24 protein-coding genes and 1 pseudogene are annotated in these 26,299 nt (G+C 66.9%); 9 read left to right on the top strand and 16 right to left on the bottom strand.

All coding sequences use genetic code 11. The annotated features are described in order from the left end of the window. Positions 1–3 precede the first annotated feature (3 nt). Positions 4–438 carry an SgcJ/EcaC family oxidoreductase gene (locus tag A9974_RS18705; RefSeq protein WP_183005665.1) on the bottom strand — a complete coding sequence of 145 codons (435 nt, stop codon included), beginning with the start codon at positions 436–438 and terminating at the stop codon, positions 4–6. A gap of 520 nt (positions 439–958) precedes the next feature. Between A9974_RS18705 and A9974_RS18700 the strand changes: the two genes are divergently transcribed. From A9974_RS18700 to A9974_RS18690, 3 genes are all read left to right on the top strand, one after another. Beyond that, on the top strand, positions 959–2,140 hold the full coding sequence (locus tag A9974_RS18700; RefSeq protein WP_183005664.1) for a hypothetical protein: 1,182 nt from the start codon (positions 959–961) through the stop codon (positions 2,138–2,140). Positions 2,141–2,327: 187 nt separating this feature from the next. Continuing rightward, positions 2,328–3,002 (top strand): class I SAM-dependent methyltransferase, encoded by a 675-nt coding sequence (locus tag A9974_RS18695; protein ID WP_183005663.1) that lies wholly within the window; start codon positions 2,328–2,330, stop codon positions 3,000–3,002. Between the two features lie 192 nt (positions 3,003–3,194). Next, entirely contained in the window at positions 3,195–6,332 is a 3,138-nt protein-coding gene (locus tag A9974_RS18690) for a CheR family methyltransferase (protein WP_183005662.1), read from the top strand. Between the two features lie 86 nt (positions 6,333–6,418). Here A9974_RS18690 and A9974_RS18685 read toward each other — a convergent pair whose 3' ends face one another. From A9974_RS18685 to A9974_RS18675, 3 genes are all read right to left on the bottom strand, one after another. Further along, positions 6,419–6,859, bottom strand: a complete 441-nt coding sequence (locus tag A9974_RS18685; RefSeq protein ID WP_183005661.1) for a hypothetical protein — start codon at positions 6,857–6,859, stop codon at positions 6,419–6,421. A gap of 58 nt (positions 6,860–6,917) precedes the next feature. Next, positions 6,918–7,415 (bottom strand): hypothetical protein, encoded by a 498-nt coding sequence (locus A9974_RS18680; RefSeq protein ID WP_183005660.1) that lies wholly within the window; start codon positions 7,413–7,415, stop codon positions 6,918–6,920. Positions 7,416–7,529: 114 nt separating this feature from the next. Then, complete coding sequence (locus A9974_RS18675) at positions 7,530–8,414, bottom strand: LysR family transcriptional regulator (RefSeq protein ID WP_183005659.1); 885 nt, start codon at positions 8,412–8,414, stop codon at positions 7,530–7,532. Between the two features lie 107 nt (positions 8,415–8,521). Here A9974_RS18675 and A9974_RS18670 point away from each other — a divergent pair, with 107 nt between their 5' ends. Further along, positions 8,522–9,646 (top strand): muconate/chloromuconate family cycloisomerase, encoded by a 1,125-nt coding sequence (locus tag A9974_RS18670; RefSeq protein ID WP_183005658.1) that lies wholly within the window; start codon positions 8,522–8,524, stop codon positions 9,644–9,646. Positions 9,647–9,731: 85 nt separating this feature from the next. Continuing rightward, positions 9,732–10,718, top strand: a complete 987-nt coding sequence (locus tag A9974_RS18665; protein WP_183005657.1) for a tripartite tricarboxylate transporter substrate binding protein — start codon at positions 9,732–9,734, stop codon at positions 10,716–10,718. A gap of 129 nt (positions 10,719–10,847) precedes the next feature. Here the strand turns inward: A9974_RS18665 and A9974_RS18660 are convergent, their stop codons facing one another. Then, entirely contained in the window at positions 10,848–11,498 is a 651-nt protein-coding gene (locus A9974_RS18660) for a GntR family transcriptional regulator (protein ID WP_183005715.1), read from the bottom strand. Positions 11,499–11,850: 352 nt separating this feature from the next. Between A9974_RS18660 and A9974_RS18655 the strand changes: the two genes are divergently transcribed. Continuing rightward, positions 11,851–12,753: a dihydrodipicolinate synthase family protein gene (locus A9974_RS18655; protein WP_183005656.1), complete on the top strand. Its 903-nt coding sequence runs from the start codon at positions 11,851–11,853 to the stop codon at positions 12,751–12,753. A gap of 13 nt (positions 12,754–12,766) precedes the next feature. Next, positions 12,767–13,738, top strand: coding sequence for a tripartite tricarboxylate transporter substrate binding protein (locus tag A9974_RS18650; protein WP_183005655.1), 972 nt, complete (start codon positions 12,767–12,769; stop codon positions 13,736–13,738). Between the two features lie 43 nt (positions 13,739–13,781). Here the strand turns inward: A9974_RS18650 and A9974_RS18645 are convergent. The 4 genes and pseudogenes from A9974_RS18645 to araD all read right to left on the bottom strand — a co-directional run. Next, a pseudogene (locus A9974_RS18645) lies at positions 13,782–14,279 on the bottom strand (PDDEXK nuclease domain-containing protein); the annotation flags it as partial. 279 nt (positions 14,280–14,558) lie between these two features. Further along, complete coding sequence (locus tag A9974_RS18640; protein ID WP_183005654.1) at positions 14,559–15,548, bottom strand: tripartite tricarboxylate transporter substrate binding protein; 990 nt, start codon at positions 15,546–15,548, stop codon at positions 14,559–14,561. 143 nt (positions 15,549–15,691) lie between these two features. Beyond that, the gene (locus A9974_RS18635; protein ID WP_183005714.1) at positions 15,692–16,402 is read right to left on the bottom strand and encodes a ribonuclease activity regulator RraA; all 711 of its coding nucleotides are present in this window, start codon (positions 16,400–16,402) and stop codon (positions 15,692–15,694) included. Between the two features lie 44 nt (positions 16,403–16,446). Then, positions 16,447–18,177 (bottom strand): L-arabinonate dehydratase, encoded by a 1,731-nt coding sequence (gene araD, locus A9974_RS18630; protein WP_183005653.1) that lies wholly within the window; start codon positions 18,175–18,177, stop codon positions 16,447–16,449. A gap of 128 nt (positions 18,178–18,305) precedes the next feature. Between araD and A9974_RS18625 the strand changes: the two genes are divergently transcribed. After that, entirely contained in the window at positions 18,306–18,995 is a 690-nt protein-coding gene (locus tag A9974_RS18625) for a GntR family transcriptional regulator (protein WP_183005652.1), read from the top strand. A 43-nt stretch (positions 18,996–19,038) separates the two neighbouring features. Here A9974_RS18625 and A9974_RS18620 read toward each other — a convergent pair whose 3' ends face one another. Further along, a complete protein-coding gene (locus A9974_RS18620) occupies positions 19,039–19,482 on the bottom strand; it encodes a GNAT family N-acetyltransferase (protein ID WP_183005651.1) in 444 nt (147 codons plus the stop codon). Beyond that, a complete protein-coding gene (locus tag A9974_RS18615) occupies positions 19,479–20,843 on the bottom strand; it encodes a hypothetical protein (protein ID WP_183005650.1) in 1,365 nt (454 codons plus the stop codon). The genes A9974_RS18620 and A9974_RS18615 overlap by 4 nt, the downstream gene beginning before the upstream one ends. Positions 20,844–21,059: 216 nt before the next feature. On the opposite strand from A9974_RS18615, the gene A9974_RS18610 reads away from it, so the two are divergent. After that, positions 21,060–21,635, top strand: a complete 576-nt coding sequence (locus A9974_RS18610) for a surface-adhesin E family protein (protein ID WP_183005649.1) — start codon at positions 21,060–21,062, stop codon at positions 21,633–21,635. Between the two features lie 48 nt (positions 21,636–21,683). Here A9974_RS18610 and A9974_RS18605 read toward each other — a convergent pair whose 3' ends face one another. From A9974_RS18605 to A9974_RS18585, 5 genes are read right to left on the bottom strand one after another with little or no spacing between them, the layout of a single operon-like run. Next, a complete protein-coding gene (locus A9974_RS18605) occupies positions 21,684–22,511 on the bottom strand; it encodes an ABC transporter permease (RefSeq protein ID WP_255468233.1) in 828 nt (275 codons plus the stop codon). Between the two features lie 23 nt (positions 22,512–22,534). After that, positions 22,535–23,725 (bottom strand): ABC transporter substrate-binding protein, encoded by a 1,191-nt coding sequence (locus A9974_RS18600; RefSeq protein WP_183005648.1) that lies wholly within the window; start codon positions 23,723–23,725, stop codon positions 22,535–22,537. Beyond that, on the bottom strand, positions 23,715–24,527 hold the full coding sequence (locus A9974_RS18595) for an ABC transporter ATP-binding protein (RefSeq protein ID WP_183005647.1): 813 nt from the start codon (positions 24,525–24,527) through the stop codon (positions 23,715–23,717). The genes A9974_RS18600 and A9974_RS18595 overlap by 11 nt, the downstream gene beginning before the upstream one ends. Continuing rightward, a complete protein-coding gene (locus A9974_RS18590; RefSeq protein ID WP_183005646.1) occupies positions 24,524–25,633 on the bottom strand; it encodes an acyl-CoA dehydrogenase family protein in 1,110 nt (369 codons plus the stop codon). The genes A9974_RS18595 and A9974_RS18590 overlap by 4 nt, the downstream gene beginning before the upstream one ends. Beyond that, positions 25,630–26,187 (bottom strand): carboxymuconolactone decarboxylase family protein, encoded by a 558-nt coding sequence (locus A9974_RS18585; protein WP_183005645.1) that lies wholly within the window; start codon positions 26,185–26,187, stop codon positions 25,630–25,632. The genes A9974_RS18590 and A9974_RS18585 overlap by 4 nt, the downstream gene beginning before the upstream one ends. Positions 26,188–26,299 lie beyond the last annotated feature (112 nt).

Below are 26,299 nucleotides of genomic sequence, written 5' to 3'. Positions count from 1 at the left end.
GGGTCAGGGATGGCCCTCGCCCCGCAACACGGTTTCCCCAGTACGCGGATTCGTCAGCGTGACATTTTCCAGCGCCTGGATCCGCCACTCGCTCCCTCGCCGCGTCAGCACGGCCAGAATCAGCGTATCGACCGAGTGCGCGCCGGCCGGATGGGCGGCGCCGGCGGCCAGGCGGCTCCAGAAATGCATGATCACCGCGTCCGGTCCGATGGGAACCACGTCGATCAATTCGTTCTCCAGCGTGGAATCGCGATAGATCGTGGCGTGGATGGGGGCATGCAGCTCGACAATCTCATCGACGCCGCGCACGTAGTGGCCGAACCGGTTCACGAAGGTCGCATCGGCCTGGAACAGCGCGCCGAATGCCTGCATGTCGTGGCGGTTCCAGGCGGCCTGGAAGGCGTGGGGGATGTCCTCGGGTTGTTTCAGCGGGGTCATGGGATTGCTCCGAAGGCCGTCAGGCACGCGTCAATCCGCCAATGATACTTGCTGAAAAATCCATGGACCTCCAAGCTCGGGAACCCACGCTCCCTGTCCGCCTACTTGTCCAACCCTGCCATCAGCACATACTTCACTTCGACATATTCCTCGATGCCGTAATAGCTGCCTGCGGTTCAATCGTCCGCTCACGTCCATGCCGGTGCCGTACGCCCCGGGCATCGTCATCGTGTGCCAGGGGTGCCGCCAGCCTTCGCGGCGTCGGCGTACGTGTCGTCGCACTGAGCGGCGCCATGACAAAAAAATGACCATTTTGCCGCGAACCCGACCAAGGGTTTAAAGCTGTTATTAAGGCCGCGTCACTACAATTTACGGGCTTGTAAACCGCGCCTTCCCTATGGAGACCGACGCTGGACGCCGTAGCTGAAATAGTTATTCACCCCCTTTTTCAGCTTGATGGGAACTCTGCCCGCGCGGCGCCGATCCATATTCATTCCTGCCGCTTTCCCGGTCGTATTTCATGCCGTCTTACTCGCAGTCGCCGAACCACCCTGCCCCAGGCGGGATTCGCATTGAAGTCGCCGATTCACGCCTGACAGCCGCCGCCCAAAGCGCGATGGAACAAACCCTGTCCGGCCTGGGCTTGCGCGCCGCCTCCCGCTGCGCTGCGCTGACCGGCCCCGTGGCCGGCGTGCACGCCGAGTTGAACCCGGGATTTGCCGCCACCTACCTGCCCGGCCATGACACCACGGGCGTCGCCCGGGCGCTCAGCCTGCGGACAGACGCCAACGACGCGGACCTGGATCGCGAGATCTTGCTGACCATGCTGGCCAGTCCCGTCGCCTTCACCTTCCCGACCGTGGCCGAACTCGCCAGCGCCGTGCGCATCCGCCGCCATATCGTGCAGGCGGCCAGCAAGACGGCGCTGGCCTTCGATACGGAACACGCCGAACGGCCCGACGACTACTGGACCTATGACGAAGACCGCGGCTTTACGGTACTGCCGGGACGTTCGCTGATCGACGGCCTGCGCAAGGCGACGCAGCCCGACGCCTCTGGCCAGCTGTATTCGTTCTCGTGCTACCGGGCGACGGAATACGTGACGGTGCTGGGTATCGCCCAGGAATTGCACAGCGCCAACCCCGACCTGGCGCGCCGCCTGCAACGCCAGTGGGAAACCCGCGCGGTCATGTCGGGCAGCTTCCACGAAACGTTCCTGCACGAATACGGCTCGCTGGCCGAGCCCTTGCCGCAGCGCTTCTATGTGCCGGGCGACCGGCTGTGGTTCCGCAACCCGGACGCCGAATCGTCGGACATCGAAGGCTACGAAGGATCCTGGGTGTTCTACCTGGGCGGGGGCCATTTCAATAATTTCTGGGAGCGCGGCGTGCCCTACACGCTGACGTCCAAGTGCGTCGAGATCTATCACTGGCGCGACGGCGTGCGCACCGACGCGGCGGGCAAGCGCTACATGGATGAAGACGTGGTCAAGGCGCGCGTGCACGACACGCTGGCCGACCCCGAGGCCACGGCCGCCATCCTGGCACGCATGATGCGCATCCGCGATCCGCAAGGCGTCTACGCCGAAGGCGGCTGCATCGACGCCACGCGCGAACGCGTGCGCTGGGTACGGCCCGGCCATACCGACATCGTGTTGCCCGATTTCCCCGGCTCGGCGCAGCCGATGTCCATCGCGGCGTGATCACTGCCTGCCGCCGGACGGCTTGACGAGCCGCCCTTCGATTCCGGTTATAGCGGGCCCCCGCGGCAAACAATGACCGCGCGGGGGGCCAGCGGCAAACCTGCCGCTTGACGTTCGGCCTATCACGCAACATCATATGTTATATGATTTGGCCCGATAGCTCGCTGCCGTCCTTTCCGGAGTTTCCATGTCCTTTTCCCATACCCCCGGCGCTTCGGAAGACTACGCCGAACGCGTCGCCCGCCATGTCCCCGGGCTGCGCGACCTGCACCGCATGGTGGGCCTGCTGATGGCGGAACACGTGCCTGCCGATGGCCGCATCCTGGTGCTGGGCGCGGGCGGCGGGCTGGAGCTGAAAGCGCTGGCCGAAGCGCGGCCAGGCTGGCGGCTCGATGGCGTGGACCCGTCCGCCGAGATGCTGCGCCAGGCAACAGCCACGCTGGGCGCGCTGGCGCCGCGCGCGGCCCTGCACCAGGGCTATATCGATGACGCGCCCGGCGGGCCGTTCGATGGCGCGACGTGCCTGCTGACGCTGCACTTCCTGCCGCGCGAAGAACGGCTGAGAACCGTGCGCGAAATCGCGAGCCGGCTGAAACCGGGCGCCCCGTTCATCGCCGTGCATCACAGTTTTCCCTTGGACCGGCAGGACGCGTGGCTGGCCCGCAATGCCGCTTTCGTCGTCGCGGCGGGCGTGCCGGCCGAGCAAGCGCAAAACAGTATCCAGACCATGAAGGAAAAGCTGCCCGTGCTGGCCCCGGATACCGACGAAGCCGTGCTGCGCGACGCGGGATTTACCGATATCGAACTGTTCTACGCGGCGTTCACGTTCAAAGGCTGGATCTGCCTCAAGGCCAATAGTTAGTGTCTTATTACAAATGCGATAGGTCCGTGTTAATGTCGGCGCATTCCCTCTCATAACCCTATCTTTGGGCACATCCGTACGCTGGCGCCCACGGGCCGATACGACCCGCTTGCCGGTACCGGTAGCCCGCGGCGTCGCCATCATCATGCTGCCAAATCACTTGTTCGCCCGACCGGGCTGGCGCGCCGCGCCATGACGCTGCCCCTGGAATTTCCTATCGTCGGCGTCGGCGCATCCGCTGGCGGTGTTGAAGCGCTTGAAGGGTTTTTTCGCGGGCTGCCCGCCACGCCAGGCGTGGCCTTCGTGGTGGTCACGCATCTGAGCCCTTCCCGCGAAAGCCACCTGCCCGAAGTCCTGTCGCGCTACACCGCATTGCCAGTCGTGGCCGCCGTGGACAATCAGCAAGTCGAGATCAACAGCGTCTACGTGCTGCCGCGCGACGCGCTCATGTCCATCAGCCACCGCCGCCTGCGCGTGCTCAAGCGCCCGCCGGACCTGCCCGGCCGCCGCCCCATCGACCTGTTCTTTTCCGCCCTGGCACGCGATTGCGGCGATTTCGCGGCCGGCGTGATTCTGTCGGGCGGCAATTCCGACGGCACCTTGGGAATCAAGGCCATCAAGGAACACGGCGGCCTGACCCTGGCGCAAGCAGCCGACGGGTATGGGCCGAACAACTCGGAAATGCCCGACAGCGCCATCGCCAGCGGCTTGATCGACTTTGCCCTGCCGGCGGACCAGATGGGGCCCCGGCTGGTGGAATTTGCCCAAGGACTGCCGGCGCTGAACGATCCGGGCGCCGATCTGCAGTCCAGTGGCACGGTCCGCCTGGACGCCGCCGGCCTTGCAATCTGCAACCTGCTGCGCACCCGCATCGGCCACGATTTCAGCGGATACAAGAACAAGACCTTCATGCGCCGCGTGCAGCGCCGCATGCATGTGAACCAGATCGACACCATCGACGCCTATATCGATTTTCTGAAACAGGACCCTAAAGAAGCGGGTGCGTTGTTCCGCGACTTGCTGATCAGCGTGACCAATTTCTTCCGCGACGCGGACGCGTTCGAGTCGCTGCGGCGCCAGGTCATCCCCAAGCTGCTGGACGGCCGCGGCGCGGCCGAATCCGTGCGCATCTGGGTGCCGGGCTGCGCAACGGGCGAAGAAGTCTATTCCCTGGCTATCCTGCTGCGCGAGCATATGGACGGCATGGCCGCCGCGCCGCAAGTGCAGTTGTTCGCAACGGATATCGACGACCGTGCGCTGGCCGTGGCCCGGGCCGCACGCTATCCGGGCCAGTTGCTCGAAGGCATGTCGCAAGAACGGCGCGATCGCTATTTCTTTGCCGACGGCGACGGCTACGTGGTCAGCAAGCAAGTGCGCGAACTATGCATTTTCTCGCCCCACAACGTGCTGCGCGATCCGCCCTTTTCCCGCATCGACCTGATTTCCTGCCGCAACCTGCTGATCTATTTCGGCGGCGAGATCCAAAAACAGGTCATCCCGACGTTCCATTATTCATTGCGCGTCGGCGGCTATCTGTTCCTGGGCATGTCCGAAAACGTCAGCCAATTCAGCGAACTGTTCAGCCCCATCGAGAAAAAACACCGCATCTTCCAGCGCCGCGCCGACATTGCCGCCCCGCCACGCCCCTCGTTGCCGCTGGCGTCGTTGCAATCTCGCGGACAACCCAACGCTGGCGCACCGCGCGCGCACGCCGGTACCGCGGCGCTGCGCCAGGCCGTCGACACCCAGGTGCTGGCGCAGCACGCGCCGGCGCATGTGCTGGTCAATCGCGAAGGCGACATCGTGTATTACTCCGGCCGCACGGGGAAATACCTGGAGGCTGCGGCGGGCGTGCCTACCCGCCAGGTGCTGACGCTGGCCCGCAAAGGGCTGCGGCTGGATCTGCGCACGCTGCTGCACGACGCCGTGGAGACAGGCCTGGCCGCAGTGCGCAACGACGTCGTGGTGGAAGATGACGACGGACGCGTGCAGCGCGTATCGCTCACGGTCGAACCCTTGGCCGCGCGCCACGAGACCGAACCGCTTTACCTGGTGTTGTTCGTCGATCAAGGGCCGCTGCTGCCCCGCGAGGACGCCCAGGCCCACGCGAAGGCAGCCCGCCAGGGTGCGGCGCAGCAAATGGAAACCGAGCTGCGCGACACCCGCGAGCGGCTGCAATCCATGATCGAGGAATACGAGACCGCGCTCGAAGAGCTGAAGTCCTCGAACGAAGAGTTGCTGTCGGTCAACGAAGAACTGCAATCGACCAACGAGGAACTGGAAGCATCCAAGGAAGAGCTGGTCTCGCTCAACGAGGAACTGCATACCGTCAATGCCGAGCTGCATGGCAAGGTCGACGAACTGGACCGCAGCAACAGCGATCTGCACAACCTGTTCGAAAGCACCGCCATCGCCACACTATTCCTGGATCAGGACCTGATCATCCGCAGCTTCACTCCGGCGGTCAGCGACGTGTTCAATATCTTGCCCAGCGACTGCGGCCGTCCGATCACCGACCTGGCCAGCCGCTTCGACCTGCCCTCGTTCGCCCACGACATCCAGCAGGTCTACAGCCGCTATCAGCCGATTGAACGCCGCATCGCCGGCACGCTTGACGGTAAGCACTACCTGCTGCGGCTGGTTCCCTATCGCGGCAGCGACAGCCGGGTGGACGGCGTGGTGGTGACATTCATCGACGTCACCCAGATCACCCGCGCCGAGCGGCGTCACCGCATCCTGATATCCGAATTGCAGCATCGCACCCGCAATCTGCTTGCGTTGGTGAAAAATGTGGCGCGGCGCACCCTGGGCGAGGGCGAACCGTTCAAGCGCCTGGACACCCGCCTGACGGCGCTGGACCGGGTACAGGGCCTGCTGGGCGAAAGCGGCAATGACAAAATCGATTTCGGCGGTATGTTGCAACGCGAGTTGGAAGCCGTCGGCTGCGAGCACCAGATCACGCTGGCCGGGCCGCCCGTACAGTTGCTTCCCGACCGCATCCAGACGCTGGCGCTGGCCATTCACGAACTGGCCACCAACGCGGTGAAATACGGCGCCTTGAGCCTGGCATCGGGACGCCTGGACATCACCTGGCGCGTGCAGCGCCAGGAGGAAAAAGATCACCTGCTCATCGACTGGCTGGAAACCGGGCTGCCAAAGCCCCCGGATGCGACCCATCGCGGTTATGGCCGCGAGCTGATCGAACACGCACTGGTCTTTACCCTGCGCGCCAAGACGGCGCTGGAATTCAGGCAGGACGGCATCGCCTGCCATATTGATGTGCCGCTGGGCAATGACGACGGCGCCACGGCGCCGAACGGCAAGGCCTGATCTCCGGCCGAACGCCAGCCGCGGCCCCGCCGGGCCTGCGGCACCTTTCTGCTTCGTGCGCCGGCGCCTTCCAGTGGGAACGGGCCCTAGACCTTGGCCAGGAACGCATCCGCGTTGCCAGCCTCGCACTTCCATTCGGCAAAGACGCCGACCAGGTCGCAACCGGCGCAGCGGCAGCCGATGTAGTACCAGCGCACGTCGTTGCTGTCCGGGTAGAGGGCGACGCCCGACATCAGTTCGAAGACGTCCTCGCCGCATACGCAGACATGCCCGCCCAGGTCGGCGTCATCGGCGAATTCGGCGCTGTCGCCCATGAAGTGGACGACGCCGCATTCTGCGCAGGTGCGCTGTGCTACGCCCGCGTCTTCGTCGGACTCGAGATTGAACGACCGGTTGCCGCAGGCACAGACCGATTGCGCGTAGCGGACAGTAGGGTAGCCGTTGTCTTCGCTGAATTCGGCCATCTCGGTCTGGATATCCTTGGCCGAAGTGCCGTAGGAATAATCGCCTTTTTTCGTCAGTGTCATGGGATTCCAGGAAAATTACGGGATCTCGCGATCCGATTGATTGAAAGCACAGCCTGCCCTAGCGCTTGCCGAAATCCCGTTGCTTGAAGTCGGTCTCGCCGCGAAAGCCATACATCTGGGACACTTTCTGAAAATCCTCGGCAGAAAATCCCGTCCATGAGTAATTGCGGATATTGCGTTTGCTCTTGGCGTCACGCACGTAGAAAGACAAGGACGCCTTTTTCTCGGGCACGTTTACTGCTTTGTGCAGGGCGGGCACGAATTCATATTGCGCGGTCGGATAGGTTTTCTTCACGCCCAGCAGCGTGTTGATCGTAATGTCGGCGTCGCTGAATTCATAGCGGTTCACGAAGACGTAGTCCTTGCGAATGACGAGAAAAACGATCAGGCCCAGCACCACGGTGGCCACATAGAAGACCGGCGTATTGATATCGCGATCGACGGTGTAGCGGTACGCGTAGTTGAAGACCAGGGAAAGCAGACCGACGGCGATAACCAATTGACCCAATTGGGCAAACAGCCATTTGGGTTTGTTCTCGATATTGACGATCATCATTGACCTCTCTGCGGGGTATGTCACCGTTGGGATACCGACAGGCGCACGCGGGATTTCGCGCCGGCCGTAGTTTGCCCCAAGCCGGTGCATCATGACCGCGTCTAAAACGGTTTGTTACCCCTTGGCCAGCGCCTCGGCCAAGGCCAGGGCCTGCGCCAGGAACGGCGAGCGGTCGTCCTTGCGATAGCTGGCGATAACGGGCGATACGAAGGCGTCGGCGTCGATGGCCACGTGGGCCACATCGCGCCGCTGCAGGCGCTGCACGGAAGCCGGCACCACGGTGACCCCCAAGCCGGCGGCCACCAGGCCGATGGCCGTCTGCAATTCATTGGCCTCCTGCACCACCTGGGGCGCATGGCCAGCAGCCCGGAACAGGCCCAGCACATGGTCTGCGAAGTTGGGGCGCGGACGGGCGGGATACAGCACGAAAGGCTCCCGGGCCAGCCGGTCGACGCCGACACGGGCCTGGCCGGCCAGCGCATGCTGCAGCGGCACGGCGGCCATCAGCGGTTCGGTCATCAGTATCCGCCGCTCGATCGCCGGATCGTCCAGCAGGATGCGGCCGATGCCCAGGTCGATGCGGCCGGCCTTCAGGGCCTCCAGCTGAGGCAGCGTGGTCATTTCGGCCAGCCCGACCTCCACCTGGGCGTCGGCGCCGCGCAGTTGCCGGATCAGTTCGGGCACAAAGCCATACAAGGTGGACGGCACGAAGCCGATGCCAAACCAGCGGCGCTGGGTCTGGCCCAGCCGGCGCGTGGCTTCCAGCACCTCATCGAGCCGCGCAGTCAACAGGCTCGACTGCTCCAGCAGGAAGCGGCCCGCTTCGGTCAGGCGCAGCGCGCGGGTGGTGCGTTCGAACAGCGCCACGCCCAGTTCTTCCTCGAACTGGCGGATCTGGCGGCTGAGCGGCGGCTGGGCCATATGCAGTTTTTCGGCGGCGCGGGTAAAGCTGCCCTCTTGCGCGACCGCCTGGAAGTACCGCAGGTGTCTGAGTTGCATGGCTTATTCAGACCTTAAAGGTATCAATAGAGACCCATATAGTCTTGGACTTCGCCTCTACGCGCAAGCGATACTGCGCCCTATTGTTCAATCTGGCTGTAAAAAGTATGAATCCGGTAAGCATAGTCTCGGTCGAAGCAATCCTGGTGGACCTGCCGACCATCCGCGCCCATCAGCTGGCCATGGCGGTGATGCAGCGCCAGACGCTGGTGATCGTGCGGCTGCGCTGCAGCGACGGCATCGAGGGCATCGGCGAAGCCACCACCATTGGCGGCCTGTCGTATGGCGAGGAAAGCCCGGAAGGCATGAAGCTGGCGATCGACACCTACCTGGCACCGGCGCTGGCCGGCCTGGACGCGGCCAATATCCATGGCGCGATGCGGCGCCTGGAGACAGTGGCCCGCGGCAACCGCTTTGCCAAATCGGCGCTGGAAAGCGCGCTGCTGGATGCGCAGGGCAAGCGCCTGGGCGTGCCGGTGTCGACCCTGCTGGGCGGCGCGGTGCGCGCCCGCTTGCCGGTGCTGTGGACCCTGGCCAGCGGCGATACCGCGCGCGACATCGAGGAAGCCGAGTCGCTGCTCGCCAGCCGCCGCCACAATACCTTCAAGCTGAAGGTCGGCCGCCGCGCGGTGGCCGACGACGTGGCGCACGTGTCGCGCATCAAGCAGGCGCTGGGTGACCGCGCGCGCGTGACCGTAGACGTGAACCAGGCCTGGAACGAAGCCGACGCGGCCGGCGCGATCGCGCGGCTGGAAGCGGCCGGCGTAGACCTGATCGAACAACCGATTCCGCGGGCCAACCTGGCCGGCATGGCACGCCTGGCGGCGCGCTTCGTGGTGCCGATCATGGCGGACGAGGCCGTCAACGGCCCCGAGGACGCGCTGGCGATCGCCCGCCTGGGCGCAGCCGACGTGCTGGCGCTGAAGATCGCCAAGGCCGGTGGCATCCATGAAATGCTGCGCACCGCGGCGGTGGGTGATGCGGCCGGCATGTCGCTGTATGGCGGCACGATGCTGGAAGGCTCGGTGGGATCGATCGCGTCGGCGCACGGCTTTGCCTGCCTGCCGCGCCTGTCGTGGGGCACGGAGCTGTTCGGCCCGCTGCTGCTGAAAGACGACATCGTCGCCAACCCGCCGCGCTACACGGATTTTGAAATGGACATTCCGACCGGCCCGGGCCTGGGGCTGGAACTGGACGAAGAAAAGCTGGCTTTCTACCGCAGGGATCGCTGAACGCCCCTGCCCCCCAATCTATCCGGCGCGCACGGCTTGGCGCGGCGCGCGCCGGCAACAATAAATCAAGCACCACGGAGACAGCATGCAATTTCGCCACGCCTACAAACATCTCGCCCGGGCCTGCCTGGGCCTGGCCCTGCTGGGCGCCGCCGGCGGCGCCCTGGCCGACGGCTATCCGGACCGTCCGGTGAAATGGATCGTGCCGTTCCCGCCGGGCGGCGCGATGGACAGCATCGCCCGCACGCTGGGCGAGTCGATGGGCAAGCAGCTCAATACCTCGTTCATCGTCGAGAACCGCGCGGGCGCGGGCGGCAACATCGGCGCGGCCAGCGTGGCGCGTTCCAAGCCGGACGGCTACACGATCCTGATCGTGGCCAACGGCATGGCCGTGAACCCGGCGCTGTACGCCGACCTGAACTACGACCCGATCAAGGACTTCGCGCCGATCTCGCTGCTGGCGGTGGTGCCGAACGTGCTGGTCACCAACCCGGCGCGCAACGATGTCAAGAGCGTGGACGACGTGATCGCCAAGGCGAAGGCGCAGCCCAACCACTACACCTACGCCTCGGCCGGCGTGGGCACCTCGATCCACCTGGCGGGCGAGCTGTTCGTGTCGATGGCCAAGATCGACATGCTGCACGTGCCGTACAAGGGCAGCGGCCCGGCGATCGCCGATCTGCTGGGCGGCCAGGTCGACTACATGTTCGACAGCGTCACGTCGGCCAAGCCGCATATCGAAGCCGGCAAGCTGCGCGCGCTGGCGGTGACGACCAGCAAGCGCTCGGCCGCCTTGCCCAACGTGCCCACCGTGGCGGAAAGCGGTCTGCCCGGCTATGAATTGATGCCCTGGTTCGCGGCCTTCGCCCCGGCCGGCACGCCGCCGGAAGTCGTGGCCAAGCTGAACGCCGCCATGCGCCAGGCGCTGAACGAGCCCAAGGTCCGGGCAACGCTGGATTCGATCGGCGCGGAATCGATCGGCGGTTCGCCCGACGAGCTGCGTGACCACCTGGCCAAGGAAACGGCGCAGTGGAAGGTGCTGGTCAAGGAACGCAACATCAAGATCAACTGAGTCGATTGACGACCAGAAAGAAGGCCCGCGGGCTTTCTTCGACGCGCCGGCCGGGCCTGTTCCGCGCCGGCGCTGTGGTTTGCGGCGCGCAAGCGTATTGATGCAACATTGCGCACTGCGCCGCCCCCCTTACGCTGGCGCCGTCGCATCCAGCAGATGATCGACGATGAGCAGGATCTGGTCGGCAGCCTGGCCAATGTGGCGCGCCAACGCGGCCTCTGCCTTGTCGGCCTGACCCTGGCGACTGAGCGCGATGAGTTCGGTGTGCTCGTCATGCGCCTGCTGGCGGATGGGTGCGTTGACGATCTGGAAGCGGAAATAGCGCTCGGATTTTTCATGCAGCGCGCGCACCATGGCCAGGGCGGCGGGCCGCTGGGCGGCGCGGTACAGCAACTCGTGCAATTGCCAGTTGAGCCGGCCCCATTGCTCGGGTTCGGCGCTGTCCATCTGCGCCACTACCTGCGCGGCGCGGTCCAGATCACCGGCGTCGTGCTGCTGCACGGCCAGGCGGAACAGCCAGGGTTCCAGCCGCAGGCGGATGTCGAAGAATTCCTGCACTTCGGCGCGCGACAGCATCGACACATAGGCGCCGCGGTGCGCGATCATGTCCACCAGCCCTTCTGCGCTGAGCTGGCGGATGGCTTCGCGCACCGGCAGTCGGCTCACCCCCAACTCGTCGGCCAGCAGCTCCTGGCGCAGCGCGGAACCGGGCGGCATCGCCCCCGACAGGATGCGGTCGCGCAGTTCGTCGACCACCAGGTCGACGGCGGTCTTGCGCACAAGGCGGCCAGCCGGGCCGGAAGAGGAAGAGGCGGAAACAGCGGTGGAATTGCGGGTCACGTGATACCTGATGCGTGAAGCCGCCCGGCTTGCGCCGCGCGGCAAGAGGGACTGGCAGGGAAGCCTGCCGCGACCGCCATGCCCAGGAAAACCCCGAGAGACAGCGGGCGCCTGCAGCCCGTTTAATGCGAAGTATATTGGATCCATGATCCAGTTGAAACCGGCAGCCCCTGGCTGCCCGTTGCGACAGGCCGCGAGCCTGTTTTTTCTAGCCCCTTTATTTTGGATCCAATATCCAATCATAACTATCCGGCGGGAATGGCCCGGCGGACCACGCATCAGGAGCGGCAGCATGAGCATTCAATGGAAAGGCGTATTCCCCGCGGTCACCACCAAGCTGAAACCCGATTTCTCGCTGGACGTGGACGCCATCCGCCAAGGGCTGGAGCGGCTCATCGCCAACGGCGTGGGCGGCGTGGTGATGATGGGCATGGTGGGCGAGAACGCCCAGTTGTCACCCGATGAAAAGCTGACGGTGCTGCGCACGGCGGTGGAGACGGTGCGCGGCCGCGTACCGGTGGTGTCCGGCGTGGCCGAGACCGGCACGGCCCGCGCCGCCGTCTTCGCGCAGGAAGCGGCCAAGATCGGCGTGGACGGCCTGATGGTGTTCCCCGGCCTGACGTACAAGTCGGATGACCGGGAAACCATCGCCTTCTACCGCAGCGTGGCGCAGGCCAGCCCGCTGCCCATCCTGCTGTACAACAACCCGCGCGGCTACGGCGTGGACCTGACGCCCGATGTGGTGGCCGAGCTGCTGCGGGAACCCACCATCGTCGCGATCAAGGAAGAGTCGTACGACACGACCCGCGTCACCGATCTGATCACGCGCTTTGGCGACCGGCTGGCGGTGGTCTGCGGAGTCGACGACCTGGTGCTGGAAAGCGCCGCGCTGGGCGTCACGGCCTGGGTCTCGGGCATGGCCAACGCCGTGCCCAAGGCGTCGGTGGACCTGCTGCGGCTGGCCGCGGAAGGCGACTTTGTGCGCGCCCGCAAGCTGTACGCCGCGCTGACGCCGCTGTTCCACCTGGACACGGTGGTCAAGCTGGTGCAGCACATCAAGCTGGCCGAACACCTGATCACCGGCAGCGCCGAAACCGTCAAGCCGCCGCGCCTGGACCTGGCCGGCGCCGAGCGCGAACGCACCCTTGCCATCACCCGCCAGACGCTGGCCGACCTGTCCGCCCTGGGCTATTGATACCGGAACCGCCATGACACCCTTACGCCTGCCCGCGCTGGCCTTCAGCGCCCTGTCCTTCCTGTTCGCCCTGGGCGCCGCCCCGGCGGCCGCCGCCGACTATCCGACCCGCTCGATGGAACTGGTGGTGGCCTACCAGCCGGGCGGCGGCAGCGACAATACCGCCCGCGCCATCGCCGAGGCCGTGCGCCCGCCCCTGCTGGCGCAGCCCACGGTGGTGATCAACAAGCCCGGCGCCAGCGGCTCGATCGGCTGGGCCTACGTCGCCAACGCGCAGCCCGACGGCTACAAGCTGGTGCTGATGACGCCCGAAATGCTAGTGGTGCCGCTGATGGGCATCGGCAAGACGACGGTCAATGACTTCCAGCCAATCGCGCGCTTCACCGACGATCCGTCATCGGTCACGGTGCGCGCCGACGCGCCCTGGAAGACCGTGGAGGAATTCCTGGACTACGCCAAGAAGAATCCCGAGCGCGTGGCGGTGTCCAACGCCGGCATCGGCACCGTGCCGCACATGGCCGCGGCCGCGTTGGGCGAGCAGACCGGCGTGAAGTTCGTGCATGTGCCCTACCAGGGCTCGGCCCCGGCCATCATGGGGCTGCTGTCGGGCGACGTGCAGGCCACCACGGTGGCCTACGCCGAATTGCAGCAGCACGTGGACACCGGCAAGCTGCGCACGCTGGCGGTGATGGCGCCCAAGCGGCTGGACACCCTGCCGGATGTGCCGACCATGAAGGAGCGCGGCGCCGATTTGCAGTTCAGCGTGTGGCGCGGCATCGGCCTGCCGAAGGCGGCGCCCGCCGAGGTCGCCGAAAAGTGGCGCGCCGCCGCCCGCCAGGTGGCGCAATCGAAGGACTTCCAGGCCTTGATGCGTAAACAGAACCTGACGCCATCGTACGCCGACCAACCGCAATTCGCCGCAGACGTAGCCCGGCAGGAGCAGGCGTTCAACGCGCTGGTGCCGAAGCTGAATTTGAAGCCTTGAGGGGGCTGAAGGAATGCCCCGGCCTTGGCCGGGGCAATATCATTCAAGTCTTCGATAGGGCAAGCGACCCGCCGGATTCGAGCTGGCGCCGCGCGGTATCCAACTCCTTCTGCAGCAACTCGGCATCCGGCAGCACCGTGCGGTAATTGGCTGCCATGACCTGGGTCGGCAAGCCATCCAGCGCGTACCGCGCCAACGCCTGTCCCTTGTCGGCACACAAGATCAAACCCACGGGTGGATTCTCCTGAGCGTATACCCAGTGCTCCTTGGCATAGTTGCAGTACATGTGCATCTGCCCCACGTCGGCATGGTCGAGAAACTCCAATACATAGGGATCTTTGATCGCATCGCCGGGCGTGACAGTATCTTGGGGCGTTGGCATTGCGCCTTTAAGCAGCATGCCGGCCTTGTCCTTGGACAACGCTGTGCGCTCGTAGAACTGGCTATCGATCTGTCGATCCAGTTGGCGTACGATCCAGCCTCCGCGCAGGGCTTCTGCCTCGTAGAACTGACGAGCGTGAGGATCCTTCCTTCCAAACAGGATGTGCCAGTAGTCTTGGCGTGCCAGCGTACGATCGATCATGCGACGCGAGTCCTGGCACTACCATCCGAGCAGCATTACCAGATCTACTGCAAAAATACCCCGGCTCAAGGCCGGGGTAAGGAGGAGGTCTTACATGATGGGGCGCAGATAAAAATCCATTGCGAGCCATCACCAACCTGGCCACTAGGCTACGCCAGCCCTGAACCGTCGTCATCGGTGAATCAGTCTGCTTCGTAGACGGCTACACCTTTCAGGCGGCTCGGCACGCCCCCTCCTCTACTCCACCGTCGCCCCCGACGTCTTCACCACTTCCGCCCAGCGCGGAATCTCGGTGGCCATCAGGGCGCGCAGTTCGTCGGGGGTGCTGCCGACCAGTTCCATGCCCATGGTCTTGCCCAGCTTTTCCTGCACGTCGGGTTCTTTCAGGATGACGGCGATCTCGGCGGCGAGCTTGTCCAGGATGGGCTTGGGCGTGCCCTTGGGCGCGTAGACGGCTTGCCACGAGGCCATCTGGAAGCCGGGCACGCCCGCTTCCTGCATGGTGGGCACCTCGGGCGCCAGCGAGATGCGGTCGCGGGTGGTGACGGCCAGGAGCTTGAGCTTGCCGGTCTGCAACAGCGGCAGCGCCGCGGTCATCTGGTCGAACATGAAGGTGACCGAGCCCGAGGACACGTCGACCATGGCGGGCGGCGTGCCCTTGTAGGGCACATGCGTCAGCGGCACGCCGATCATGCTGGCGAACAGCTCGCCGGCCAGGTGGGTGGACGTGCCGGCGCCTGACGAAGCGAAGGTGCGCTTGGACGGGTCGCGCTTGAGCAGTGCGATCAGGTCGGCCACCGAGTTCACGCCCAGATTGGGATCGACCAGCAGCACGTTGGGCAGGTAGGCAATCAGCGAGACGGGCTCGAAGTCCTTGACCGGGTCGTACTTCAGGTTCTTGTACAGGCTGGCGTTGATGGCATGCGTGCTGATGGTGCCGCCGAACAGCGTGTAACCGTCGGGCGCGGCCTTGGCCACATAGGTGGCGCCGATGCCGCCAGCGGCGCCCGGCTTATTCTCGACGATGACGTTCTGGTGCAGCCGGTCGCCCAGCTTTTGCGCCAGCACGCGGCCGACCACGTCGGTGGAGCCGCCCACGGTGAACGGCACCACATAGGAAATGGGCTTCTGCGCGGGCCAATCCGCGGCCAGGGCCGGCAGCGCCAGCGCGCCCAGCAGCGGTCCTGCCAGCAGCGCGGCGAGCGCGCTGCGACGTTGCGTGTTCATGGTTTGTCTCCTGCCTTGTCTATGTGCGGGCGCATGCACCGCCGGCGGGATTGCCGGCGCGTGCATGGCCCGTTTTCAGCGCCGCCCGGCCAAGGCTCGACGGCCTTGTTGGGGATGCCAGGCGGCGAATGCTCGGCCGGGCCTTAGCGGCCGTGCTGCGTGCGCCAGGCGGCGAATTTGTCCTTGGTGCCCGGATCGGTGGGCGGATACAGGCCCAGGATGGACGCGCCAGCCTGTACCTGGCTGGTGACGAAGTCTTCGAACGCGGTCATTTCCACCGCTTCGACGGCAATCTCGTCGGCCAGGTGCGCCGGAATGATCACGACACCCTCGCGGTCGCCCACGACGATGTCGCCAGGGAACACGGCCACGTCGCCGCAGCCGATGGGCGCGTTGATGTCCAGCGCCTGGTGCAGGGTCAGGTTGGTGGGCGCCGACGGGCGGTTGTGATAGGCCGGATAGCCGAGTTCGGCGATCTCGGGCGAATCGCGAAAGCCGCCGTCGGTGACCACGCCGGCCACGCCGCGCTTCATCAAGCGGGTCACCAGGATCGAGCCGGCCGAGGCCGCGCGCGGATCCTTGCGGCTGTCCATGACCAGCACCGCGCCCGGCGGGCAGGTTTCGACGGCGGCGCGCTGCGGGTGGGCGCGGTCTTCGAACACCTTGATGGTGTTCAGGTCTTCACGCGCGGGGATGTAGCGCAGCGTGAAGGCGGGGCCGACCATGTTGGGCAGCGTGGCGTTCAGCGGACGCACGTCCTGGATGAACTGGTTGCGCAGGCCGCGCTTGAACAAGGCGGTGCACAGCGTGGCGGTGCTGATGCCGGCCAGCCGGGCGCGGGTTTCGGGATTCATGTCGGACACGTCGGAAGCTCCAGGGATCGAGGCGGAAACAGGGTTCAGAAGATTTCGGGTTCGGGCACGGGCGCGCCGAAGCTGGTTTCCAGGAAGTCGAAGTCGCAACCCTCGTTGGCCTGCAGGATGTGTTGCGAGTACATCCAGCCGTAGCCGCGCTCGTAGCGCTTGGGCGGCGGGGTCCAGGCGGCGCGGCGCGCGGCCAGCTCTTCGTCGCTGACGTTCAGGTGGATGCTGCGGGCCGGCACGTCGACGGTGATCAGGTCGCCGGTCTTGACCAGCGCCAGCGGACCGCCGATATAGGCCTCGGGCGCGGCATGCAGGATGCAGGCGCCGTAGCTGGTGCCGCTCATGCGGGCATCGGACAGGCGCAGCATGTCGCGCACGCCCTGCTTGACCAGCTTGGTGGGGATGGGCAGCATGCCCCATTCCGGCATGCCCGGCCCGCCCTGCGGCCCGGCGTTGCGCAGGATCATGATGTGGTCGGCGGTGACATCCAGGTTTTCGTCGTCGACCGCGGCCTTCATGCTGGGGTAGTCGTCGAACACCAGCGCGGGGCCGGTGTGCTGCAGATATTGCGGCGCGCAGGCGCTGGGCTTGATGACGCAGCCATCGGGCGCGATATTGCCGCGCAGCACGGCCAGGGCGCCTTCGTCGTAGATGGCGGTGTCCAGCTTGCGGATGACGTCGTCGTTGTAGACCTCGGCGCCGGCGATGTTCTCGCCCAGCGTCTTGCCGGTGACGGTCAGGGCGGACAGGTCCAGGTGGCCTTCCAGGCGCGACATCAGCGCCGGCAGGCCGCCGGCGTAGTAGAAGTCTTCCATCAGGTACTTGTCGCCGCTGGGCCGGATATTGGCGATGACGGGCACTTTGCGGCTGGCGGCGTCGAAGTCGTCCAGCCCCACCGGATGGCCGGCGCGGCGCGACATGGCTACCAGGTGCACGATGGCGTTGGTGGAGCAGCCCATGGCCATGGCCACGTTGATGGCGTTCTTGAACGAGGCCAGCGTCAGGATGCGCTGCGGCGTCAGGTCTTCCCAGACCATGTCGACGATGCGGCGGCCGCATTCGGCCGACATGCGCATGTGGCCGACGTCGGCCGCGGGAATGGACGAGGCGCCCGGCAGCGTCATGCCGATGGCTTCGGCGATGGCGGTCATGGTGCTGGCCGTGCCCATTGTCATGCAGGTGCCGTAGCTGCGGGCGATGCCGCCCTCGACTTCGGTCCATTGTTCTTGCGTGATCTTGCCGGCGCGGCGTTCGTCCCAGAGTTTCCAGGCGTCGGACCCGGAGCCCAGGATCTTGCCCTTCCAGTTGCCGCGCAGCATGGGACCGGCGGGCACGTAGACGCAGGGCAACCCGGCGCTGATGGCGCCCATGAGCAGGCCCGGCGTGGTCTTGTCGCAACCGCCCAGCAGCACGGCGCCGTCCACCGGATGGCTGCGCAGCAGCTCTTCGGCTTCCATGGCCAGCATGTTGCGGTAGAGCATGGTGGTGGGCTTGACGAACGATTCCGACACCGAGATGGCGGGCAGTTCCACCGGAAAACCGCCGGCCTGGAAGACGCCGCGCTTGACGTCTTCGACCCGCTGCTTGAAGTGGCTGTGACAGGGATTGAGGTCGGACCAGGTATTGATGATGGCGATGATGGGGCGGCCGACCCAGTCGTCGGGCGCATAGCCCATTTGCATCATGCGGGAGCGGTGGCCGAACGAGCGCAGGTCGTCTTTGGCCATCCAGGCGGCGCTGCGCAGGCTTTCGTAGGTGCGTTTCATGGGCAGGTAGAGGAAAAGAGAGAAAGCGGAATCGTGGACAAGTCATTTAAACACTAATACATTAGTGCGTCAGCTAGGGAGAAACCCGCTACACTCCCGTTCCACCGCCCTTACCGAATTGCGCTTCGATGCACAGCCAAAAGCTCAGACTGGATCGCTCGCGGCACGCCGCGCCGCAGGTCTTCGAACATCTCCGCGAACAGATCGTCTCGCTGGAGCTGGCGCCGGGCGCGCCGCTGTCGCGCGTGACGCTGGCCGAGGCCTATGGCCTGAGCCAGACGCCGATCCGCGACGCGCTGATGAAGCTGGCCGAGGAAGCGCTGGTCGAGATCTATCCGCAACACACCACCGTAGTCAGCCGCATCGACATCGCGGCGGCGCGCCAGGCCCACTTCCTGCGCCGCTCGCTGGAGCTGGAGATCGCGCACATCCTGGCGCAGCGGCCCGATCCGCTGCTGATCCAGCGGCTGCAGGCCAGCATCGACCGCCAGCGCGTCAGCCACGCCAACGGCCAGCCGCAGCCGTTCATGGATGCCGACCAGGCCTTCCACCGCGACATGCACGAGGCTGCGGGCATGATCGGGTTGTGGCACATGGCGCAGCGCTACAGCGGCCACCTGGACCGCCTGCGGCGCCTGCACCTGCCGGAAGCCGGCAAGGCCGAACGCATCATGGACGACCACCAGCGGGTGCTGGACGCAATTGCCGCGCAGGACGCGCCGCGTGCCCAGCAGGCGCTGCGCGAACACCTGTCGGGCACGCTCAGCCAGGTGGCAGAGATCTGCAAGCGCTATCCGGACTACGTGCTGCCCGAGTGAGGCCGGCCACAGTTGCCGCGACGCCCCTGCGCCGCATCTGCGGTCAGGCTGCTGGCGCCAGGCCCGATTCCAGCAGCACGTATTCGCCGTCTTCGGACACGCCCGAGCCGATGGCGGCAAAGCCGCAGGTGCGGTAGAACGCCAGCGCGCCTGCATTCAGGCGCAGGCACTTTAGCCGGTAGCGCGTGGCGGGCCAGCCCGGCAAGGCGCGCAGCAGCGCCTGCCCCACCCCGCGCCGCTGCCACGGCCGGCCCACATACAGATGATGAATAAATCTGTCGGGCTCCCACAGCGACAGGAAACCGGCCACGCGCCCGTTGCCATCGAACGCGGCGAACAGCCGCTCGCCTTCGGTTTGCGCATCGAAATCCGCCAGCTCGAAGCTGGCGGGCGCCTGCCAGATATAGGTATCGCGGCGCACGGCCAGGAACAGGGCGCGCAGCGCGGGCCGGTCGGATTCCTCGGCCAGGCGCAGGTTCAGCGTCAACGCCCGCGCCCCGCTTCGTCCAGCGCATAGCGCAGGATGACCGTCTTGCCGTTGCGTTCGGTATGCACCAGCAAGCCCTCGCCCGCCGCGTCCAGGCCCAACAGACCGCGCTCCTGGTCCGGCGACAACTGGAACGGGCGCCAGCTGCGGCCCTGGTCAGGCGTATGGAAGTAGGTGCGGGTGTAGTCGCCGAACGAGAACAGGTGGTCGGCATAGGTCTGGACCACCCAGCCGTTGCGGCCGAACCAGGCCTGGCCGATCCAGGTGCGCTCCCCGCGCACGGTCGGCATGGCGCCCAGGGCATGCCAGTTCCGGTTTGCCGGGTCCAGCCGGTAGATGCGGCTGCCGGCGGTCTCGAAGACGGGTTGGCCCAACACCGCCTGGCCGTCGGAAGCCTGGGCGGGCACCGGCGGCGGCACCGGCGCGACGCGGAACGCGGGCGGCGCGCCGTCCTGGAACCGGACTTCAAAACGCCGGGTTTCAATGCGCTGGGTCAAGGCCGGACCGCCGCGTTCGCGCCAGCTCCAGCCGACCGCCTGGTCGGGCGCCAGCGGATACAGCGACCAGCGGTAGGCCAGCGTCTCGCCCTGGCCTTGCGCCTTGGCCGCCTGCTCGCGCAAGGCCTTGCCATAGCGATCGGCGTCGGGCCAGACCTGCTGCAGCAGCGAGACCCCGGACCAATGGCGCGCACCGTCTTCGCTGTGCAGCAGGCGCGCGCCATCGGGACCGTCCTCCAGCGCCACGACGCGCTGCTCGGTCAGGAACGCGGCATGGCGCAGCGGCGCGCCCAGCGTCACGTCGGGCTCGTGATGCCAGGTGGCGCCTTGGTCATCGGAGCGCAGGGTGTTGGTGATGACGGGAGGGACCGTGGCAGCCGGGCCTGCGCTGACGGTGCCGTCGGCGGGCGATCCCCCTGTACGCGACGACGCGGCAACCAGGTACAGCGTCTGGCCGTGCGGCGTGGAGATCAGGGTCACGCCGGTATCGCCGCCGTTGGACCCCAACAGCGCGTAGCGGCCGTTGTCGCGGCCGCCGTAGACCACGTTGCGCACCTCGCCCGCAGCCGCGGCGGCCAGCAACAGGCGGTCGCCTTGCGCGGGCGGCAAGGCGTCCAGCACGGGCGCCTGGAGCAGCCCGCCCACATCGCGAGGGCTCGTGATCAGCTGGCCGACCAGGAACTGGCGGGAGTCGTAGCGGTACAGGCGCGTGCGCGAATAGCCGGCCAGCGGCGGGCCGTCGAGTTCGCCGATGACCTCGCTGCGGTTCAAGGGCTGCCCCTCGGGGACCCATTGATAGAAGCCGTAGGCCAGCACGCCCGTCACGGCAATGGCAGCCGCGCCGGCGAGCACCCTGATGTTCATTGCTATCGCCTTCTCCCCCGAACCCGGTCGGCGCCCGGCCGCGCCACGTCTTGTCATGAACGGACGTGACTATAACAAGAGAAGAATGGGTGCCCCCCCCCGCGACGCACTGCGTGCTTGCTGCCCCCGAGGGGGCTGCCCGGCCTTCGGGCGGCCGGGCGTACTCTTCTCTATACTGGCTGATCAATTCCATTGACGTTGCATAGGGAATGCTCCATGACAGCAAGGCAAGCGCATCTCACACTGGTACTGGCCATGCTGGCGGGGCCGGCCTGGGCCCAGGCCACTGCCGAACCGGCCCAGCCGGCCGACGTGTGCGAGGCGGTGACGGTGCGCGAGGGAGACCCGATTCCGGCCAACGCCTGCGCCGTCAATATCGTGCCGCGCGACCCCAGCGTGGCGGGCATCGTGTTCGGCTCCGGACCCGACTGGCAGCCCGTCGATTCCCAAGCCATGCCGGGCGTGTTCTACGACAAGGAATCGGTCGCGCAGATGTCCGAGCGGCCCGTGGTGATGCGGGTGACGGTGGCCTGGTTCTATGCGCAGCCGCGCGTGTCCGAAGCCAACGGCCAGCCCTATGGCTCGGTAACGCAGCCCGTGGTCATGAACTGCAGCAACAACACCTACACCGTGACCGAGACCCAGCATTACGCCGGCGCCAACGCCACGGGCGGCCTGGTGGAATCGATCCCGGTGGCCGGCATATCCAACGCGCCCGTGGCGCGCGACCCGGTGCAACGCAAGCTGCGCGGCGTGATCTGCCCCACCAGCGGCAAGAGCGCGCGCAAGTAGGCACTGCACCGCAGTGTCCCGACGGGGCCGCCTATCCGCCGGCCCGCCCTACCCGCCTCGCCAATAGCGATACAGCCCGCGCGCCGCGGCGTCCAGCAGGAAGCCCAGCACGCCGATCAGCAGCACCATCGCCATCAGCTCGGAATACGCCAGGCGATCCCGCGTATCCAGGATGAAATAGCCCATCCCGGCCGAAACGCCCAGCATCTCGCACGGCACCAACACGATCCACAAAATGCCGATAGCCAGCCGCACGCCGGTCAGGATGTGGCCCAGCACGCCCGGCAGGATCACGTGGTGCAGCGTCTCCCAGCGGGTCGCGGCCACGCTTTGCGCCAGTTGCAGCCAGCGCGCGTCCAGCTGCTGCACGCCGGCCGCCGTGTTCAGTACGATGGGCCAGACGGCGGCGAAGGTCAGCAGGAAATAGACCGGATCGTCGCCCACCCCGAACACCATCACGGCAATCGGCATCCAGGACAGCGGCGAAATCATGCGCAGAAACTGCATGGCGGGCGACAAGGCGGCCTCCAGGCGCCGGTAGCTGCCGATGGCCAGGCCGAGCGGCACGCCGATAGCCAACGCCAGCCCCAGGCCCACCGCGATGCGGCGCAGGCTCACGGCCACGTGCATCGGCAGGTCGGACGCGGTCAGCAACTGGCCCAGGCTGACGAACGTGGCGCCCGGCGCAAAGCGCCGCGCCATGCCGCCGGCCGGGGCCAACACCTCGGTGCCCAGCCACCACAGCGCCAGCACCGCCGTCAGGCCGCCCAAGCCCAGGCCGAAGCGCGCGGCATACCCTTGCCAGCGCGGCGCGGCTGCGTTGGAACCTGCAGTGCTCGCGGCGGCGTGCTGCGCGGTCGACGGTTCCCCGTGCATCGCGCTCAAGGACTCGCGCGCCGTCACGCCTGCACCGTCTCGGTCCGCTGGTAGGCACCCGGAAAGCCGAAGCGCTGCAAGCCGCCCGTCGCCTCGATGGCGCGTTTGACGAAACGGTCGTCGACCAGCTCGGCCGCGGCGCGCGCCGGATCCAGGCTGGCCAGAAAGCCCCGGTCCGCCTCGATCAGCGTGTCGCGCAACCGGCGCACCAGTTCCTCGGTGTAGCTGGGGAACGGATACGGCTGGAAGTCGATGCGGCGCTCGTCCCAGGCGGCGTGGCGAATCGCGCCGCTGGCCAGGTATTGCTCGCGGTCGGACGGCGGCGGCGCCAGCACCTTGCTCAGGGCGGGCAAGGCATGGGGCGTGTAGCGGTTGATACCTTCCTTGGACAGCAGCTTGGCGGTTTCTTCGCGGTTGCCGCGAATCCACAGCTGGGCCTGGACGATGGCGTCCACCACCTTTTGCGACCACTCGGGGCGCTGTTGCAGGTCGCGCTCGTGCATGAAGACGACGCAGCACGCATGGTTGCGCCAGATGTCGCCGGTAAAGCGCAGCACCTTGCCCACGCCCAGCGTCTCGGCCACGGCGTTGAAGGGCTCGGCCACGATATAGCCGGCAATGCGGTTCTGCGCCAGGGCCGGCGGCATGTCGGCCGGCGCCATGACGACCAGGTTGACCTCGTTGGTCGCCACGCCCGCGTCCTTGCGCGACACGGGCGTCAGGCCGTTCTCGCGCAGCAGGTACTGCAGCATGACGTTGTGGATGGAATACCAGAACGGAATCGCGACGGTCTTGCCGCCCAGTTCCTTGACGCTGTTGATGGCCGGGGCCACGGTCAGGCCGGAGCCGCCCACGTGGTTCCAGGCCACCACCTTGGCCGGCACCTGACTGCCGAAGCGCGCCCACACCGTCATGGGCGACAGCAGGTGCACTACGTTCACCTGGCCGGAAATGAAGGCTTCGATTACCTGCGCCCAGCTGCGCAGCAGCGTGGGCTTTTCGGCCTTGACGCCGGCTTTGTCGAACAGGCCGTTGTTGTGCGCCACCAGCAGTGGCGCGGCGTCGGTGATGGGCAGGTAGCCGATGCGCACGGGGGCATCGGGCTCGCTTTGCGCCCGCGCATCGAAGGCGGACAGCAAGGGGGCCGCGCCGCCAACGGTCAGCAGGGCCGAGAGTTTCAACCAGTCGCGACGCGACATGTGTTCAAGGCACATCGATAGGCTCCAGAGAGGTTTGACCGCGAACAGCCCGTAGCGCGCTGCGCAGACGGGTCAGGATTTCCAGGCGCCGCGCGCCCATTTCCGGCAACAGGTCGGCGCGCGGCTGTGGCAGGTCCACCGGCCACACGCCCAGGATGCGTCCCGGCGCGCCGCCCAGCAGCACGATGCGGTCGGCCAGCAGCAGCGCTTCGTCGATATCGTGGGTGATCAGCACCGCGGCGGTATGGAAGTCGGCCACCACCTTGCGCAGCAGGGCCTGCATCTCGCCCCGGGTGACTTCGTCCAGCGCGCCGAAGGGTTCGTCCAGCAGCAGCACCGACGGCTGGCGCGCCAGGCAGCGCGCCAACGCGGTGCGTTGGGCCATGCCGCCGGACAGCTGCTCCGGACGCAATTGCCGTGCGTGCGACAGCCCGACCTCGTCGATGGCCTGATCCACGCGCAAGCGGCGTTGCGCGGCGGTCAGCGCCGGCTGATGCTTGAAATCCAGCCCGAACGCCACATTGCGTTCCAGCGACAGCCACGGCAGCAGGCTGGGGTCCTGGAACGCCACCGCCACGCGCGGGTGCACGCCGGTCAGCGGCGCGCCTTCCATCAGCAGCGATCCGGCACTCGCCGGCTGCAACCCCGCCAGCACGCGCAGCAGGCTGGACTTGCCCGCCCCGCTGGCGCCCAGCACCGCCACCACTTCGCCGCGGTCCAGCGCCAGATCCACGCCCTGGAACACGTCGGCCGGCGCGCCGGGGTAGCGCAGCGCCAAGCCGCTGGCCTGCAATACGGGGCGCGGCGGCGCGCTCATGCGGCGCCCTCGGCCGCCAGCCGGGCCTGGCGCTTGGCCAGTTCGGTTTTCAGCTGCACCAGGCTGGGCGTGACGATGGGCAGGAAGGCGGCCTCGCGCCAGCGCCGCGCGAAGCCATTGCCCGCGGGCTTCAGGTAGGCCGCGCCGCCGCTGGCCTGCAGCTCCAGCTGCACCGCCTGGCTGGCGATCTCGGCCAGCCCGATGCGCAGTTCGAACAAAGCCCAGGGCTCGGCCACGAAGCGCTCGCTGCGCACGCCGGCGATCAGCCGCGCGGTCAGGTCATCCAACTGCCCCGCCAGCGCTTGCAAGGGCTGGCCCAGGATACCGCGCGAGGCCTGGCCCTGCCCCACTTCGATGGCCGCCCGCAACGCGCGCCGCGCCAGGCCGATGGACAGGCCGCATTGCAGGCCGGCGAAGGCCGGCCGCGCCTGCGGCAGGTACTGGCGCGCATCGGGATGGATCAGCCACTCGGGGCCGATGCGCACGCCGCGCACGTCCAGCGCCGCGGTATTGCTCGATTGCAACGCCAGCAGGTCCAGGTCGGCGCTGCGCGCCAGGCCGTCGATATCATGCGGCAAGGCAACCACGGCCGGCGTGCCATCCGGCGCCGAGACCGCCGCGGCCACCAGGAAGCCTTGCTTGCGCAGGTTGGTGACCCACGGCATGCGGCCATCCAGCACCCATTGCGCGCCGTCCTGGCGCGCGCTGATCTGCAGCGATTCGATGCCGCTGAGGAACTTCATGGCGTTGGACAGCGCGGTGGCGCCGGCCTGTTCGCCCGCCAGCAGCGGCGCCAGCCAGGCCTGCGCCAGCGCGGCGTTGGGGCTGCGCAGCAGGTATTCGATGAAGACCCGCTGGCCCCAGGCGACGAAGGCGCCGGCCACGGAGTGCTCGGCCACTTGGGAGACGGCTTCGATGGCGTCGCCGATATCGGTGCCCGGCAGACCGCCCAGCGCCTGCGGCACGCCCTGGCGGAACACGCCCGCCGCGGCCAGGCGCGGCAGCACGCTGGCCGGGTCCTGGCTGCCATCGTCCAGCGCGCCGGCGTGCTGGTCCAGCCAGGCGGTCAGGTCGGGCGTCAGCAGATCGGATTGCCGCGCCGTCATTGGGCGCCGCTCCAGGCGTAGGCGCTCAGTTGTTCGTTCAGCGGCGTCTGCGCCAGGTTGTTGGCGAAGTTGCAGATCGTGGCCAGCCCCACGCCCAGGATCACTTCCAGCGCGTTGCCGTCGGTGTAGCCGGCCCCGCGCAAGGCTTGCAGCGCCTCGTCGCTGACGCGACCGCGCGTCTGGATGACGGCTTCGGTAAAGGCCGCCAGCGCCTGCAGCCGGGCATCGGGCAGCACGCCCTGGGCGCGCAGCGCATCGACGACTGCGGGCGGCAGCTTGGCCTTGTTGCGCGCCAGCGCGGTGTGCCCCGCCACGCAGAAGGTGCAACCGTGGCGGGCGCCGGCGACCAGTTGCACCACTTCACGCTCTTGCAACGTCAGCCCGGCGCGGGCGTTGATCTGCGACAGCGTCTGGTAGGCTTCGAGCGCCGCCGGCGCACTGGCCAGCACGCCCAGCAGGTTCGACAGATAACCGGCGCCCTGCTCCGCGGCGGCAAGCGCCGCGCGGGTGGGTTCGGGCGCGCTTTGCGCGGTGTGGATGGGCAGACGGGCCATGAGAGTCTCCTGCAGGGCGTTCAATGAAAACACGATTGTGCGGTGGCCCTGGCCCGCGCGACAATGCACGGGGATCGCAAGCTGATGCTCGATCTTATCGACTTTCAGCTAT

Source organism: Achromobacter sp. UMC71 (assembly GCF_014170305.1).
Taxonomy (GTDB): domain Bacteria; phylum Pseudomonadota; class Gammaproteobacteria; order Burkholderiales; family Burkholderiaceae_B; genus Achromobacter.
Note: the sequence above shows the minus strand (reverse complement) of the source record. Positions and strands in the feature narration are given on the sequence as shown.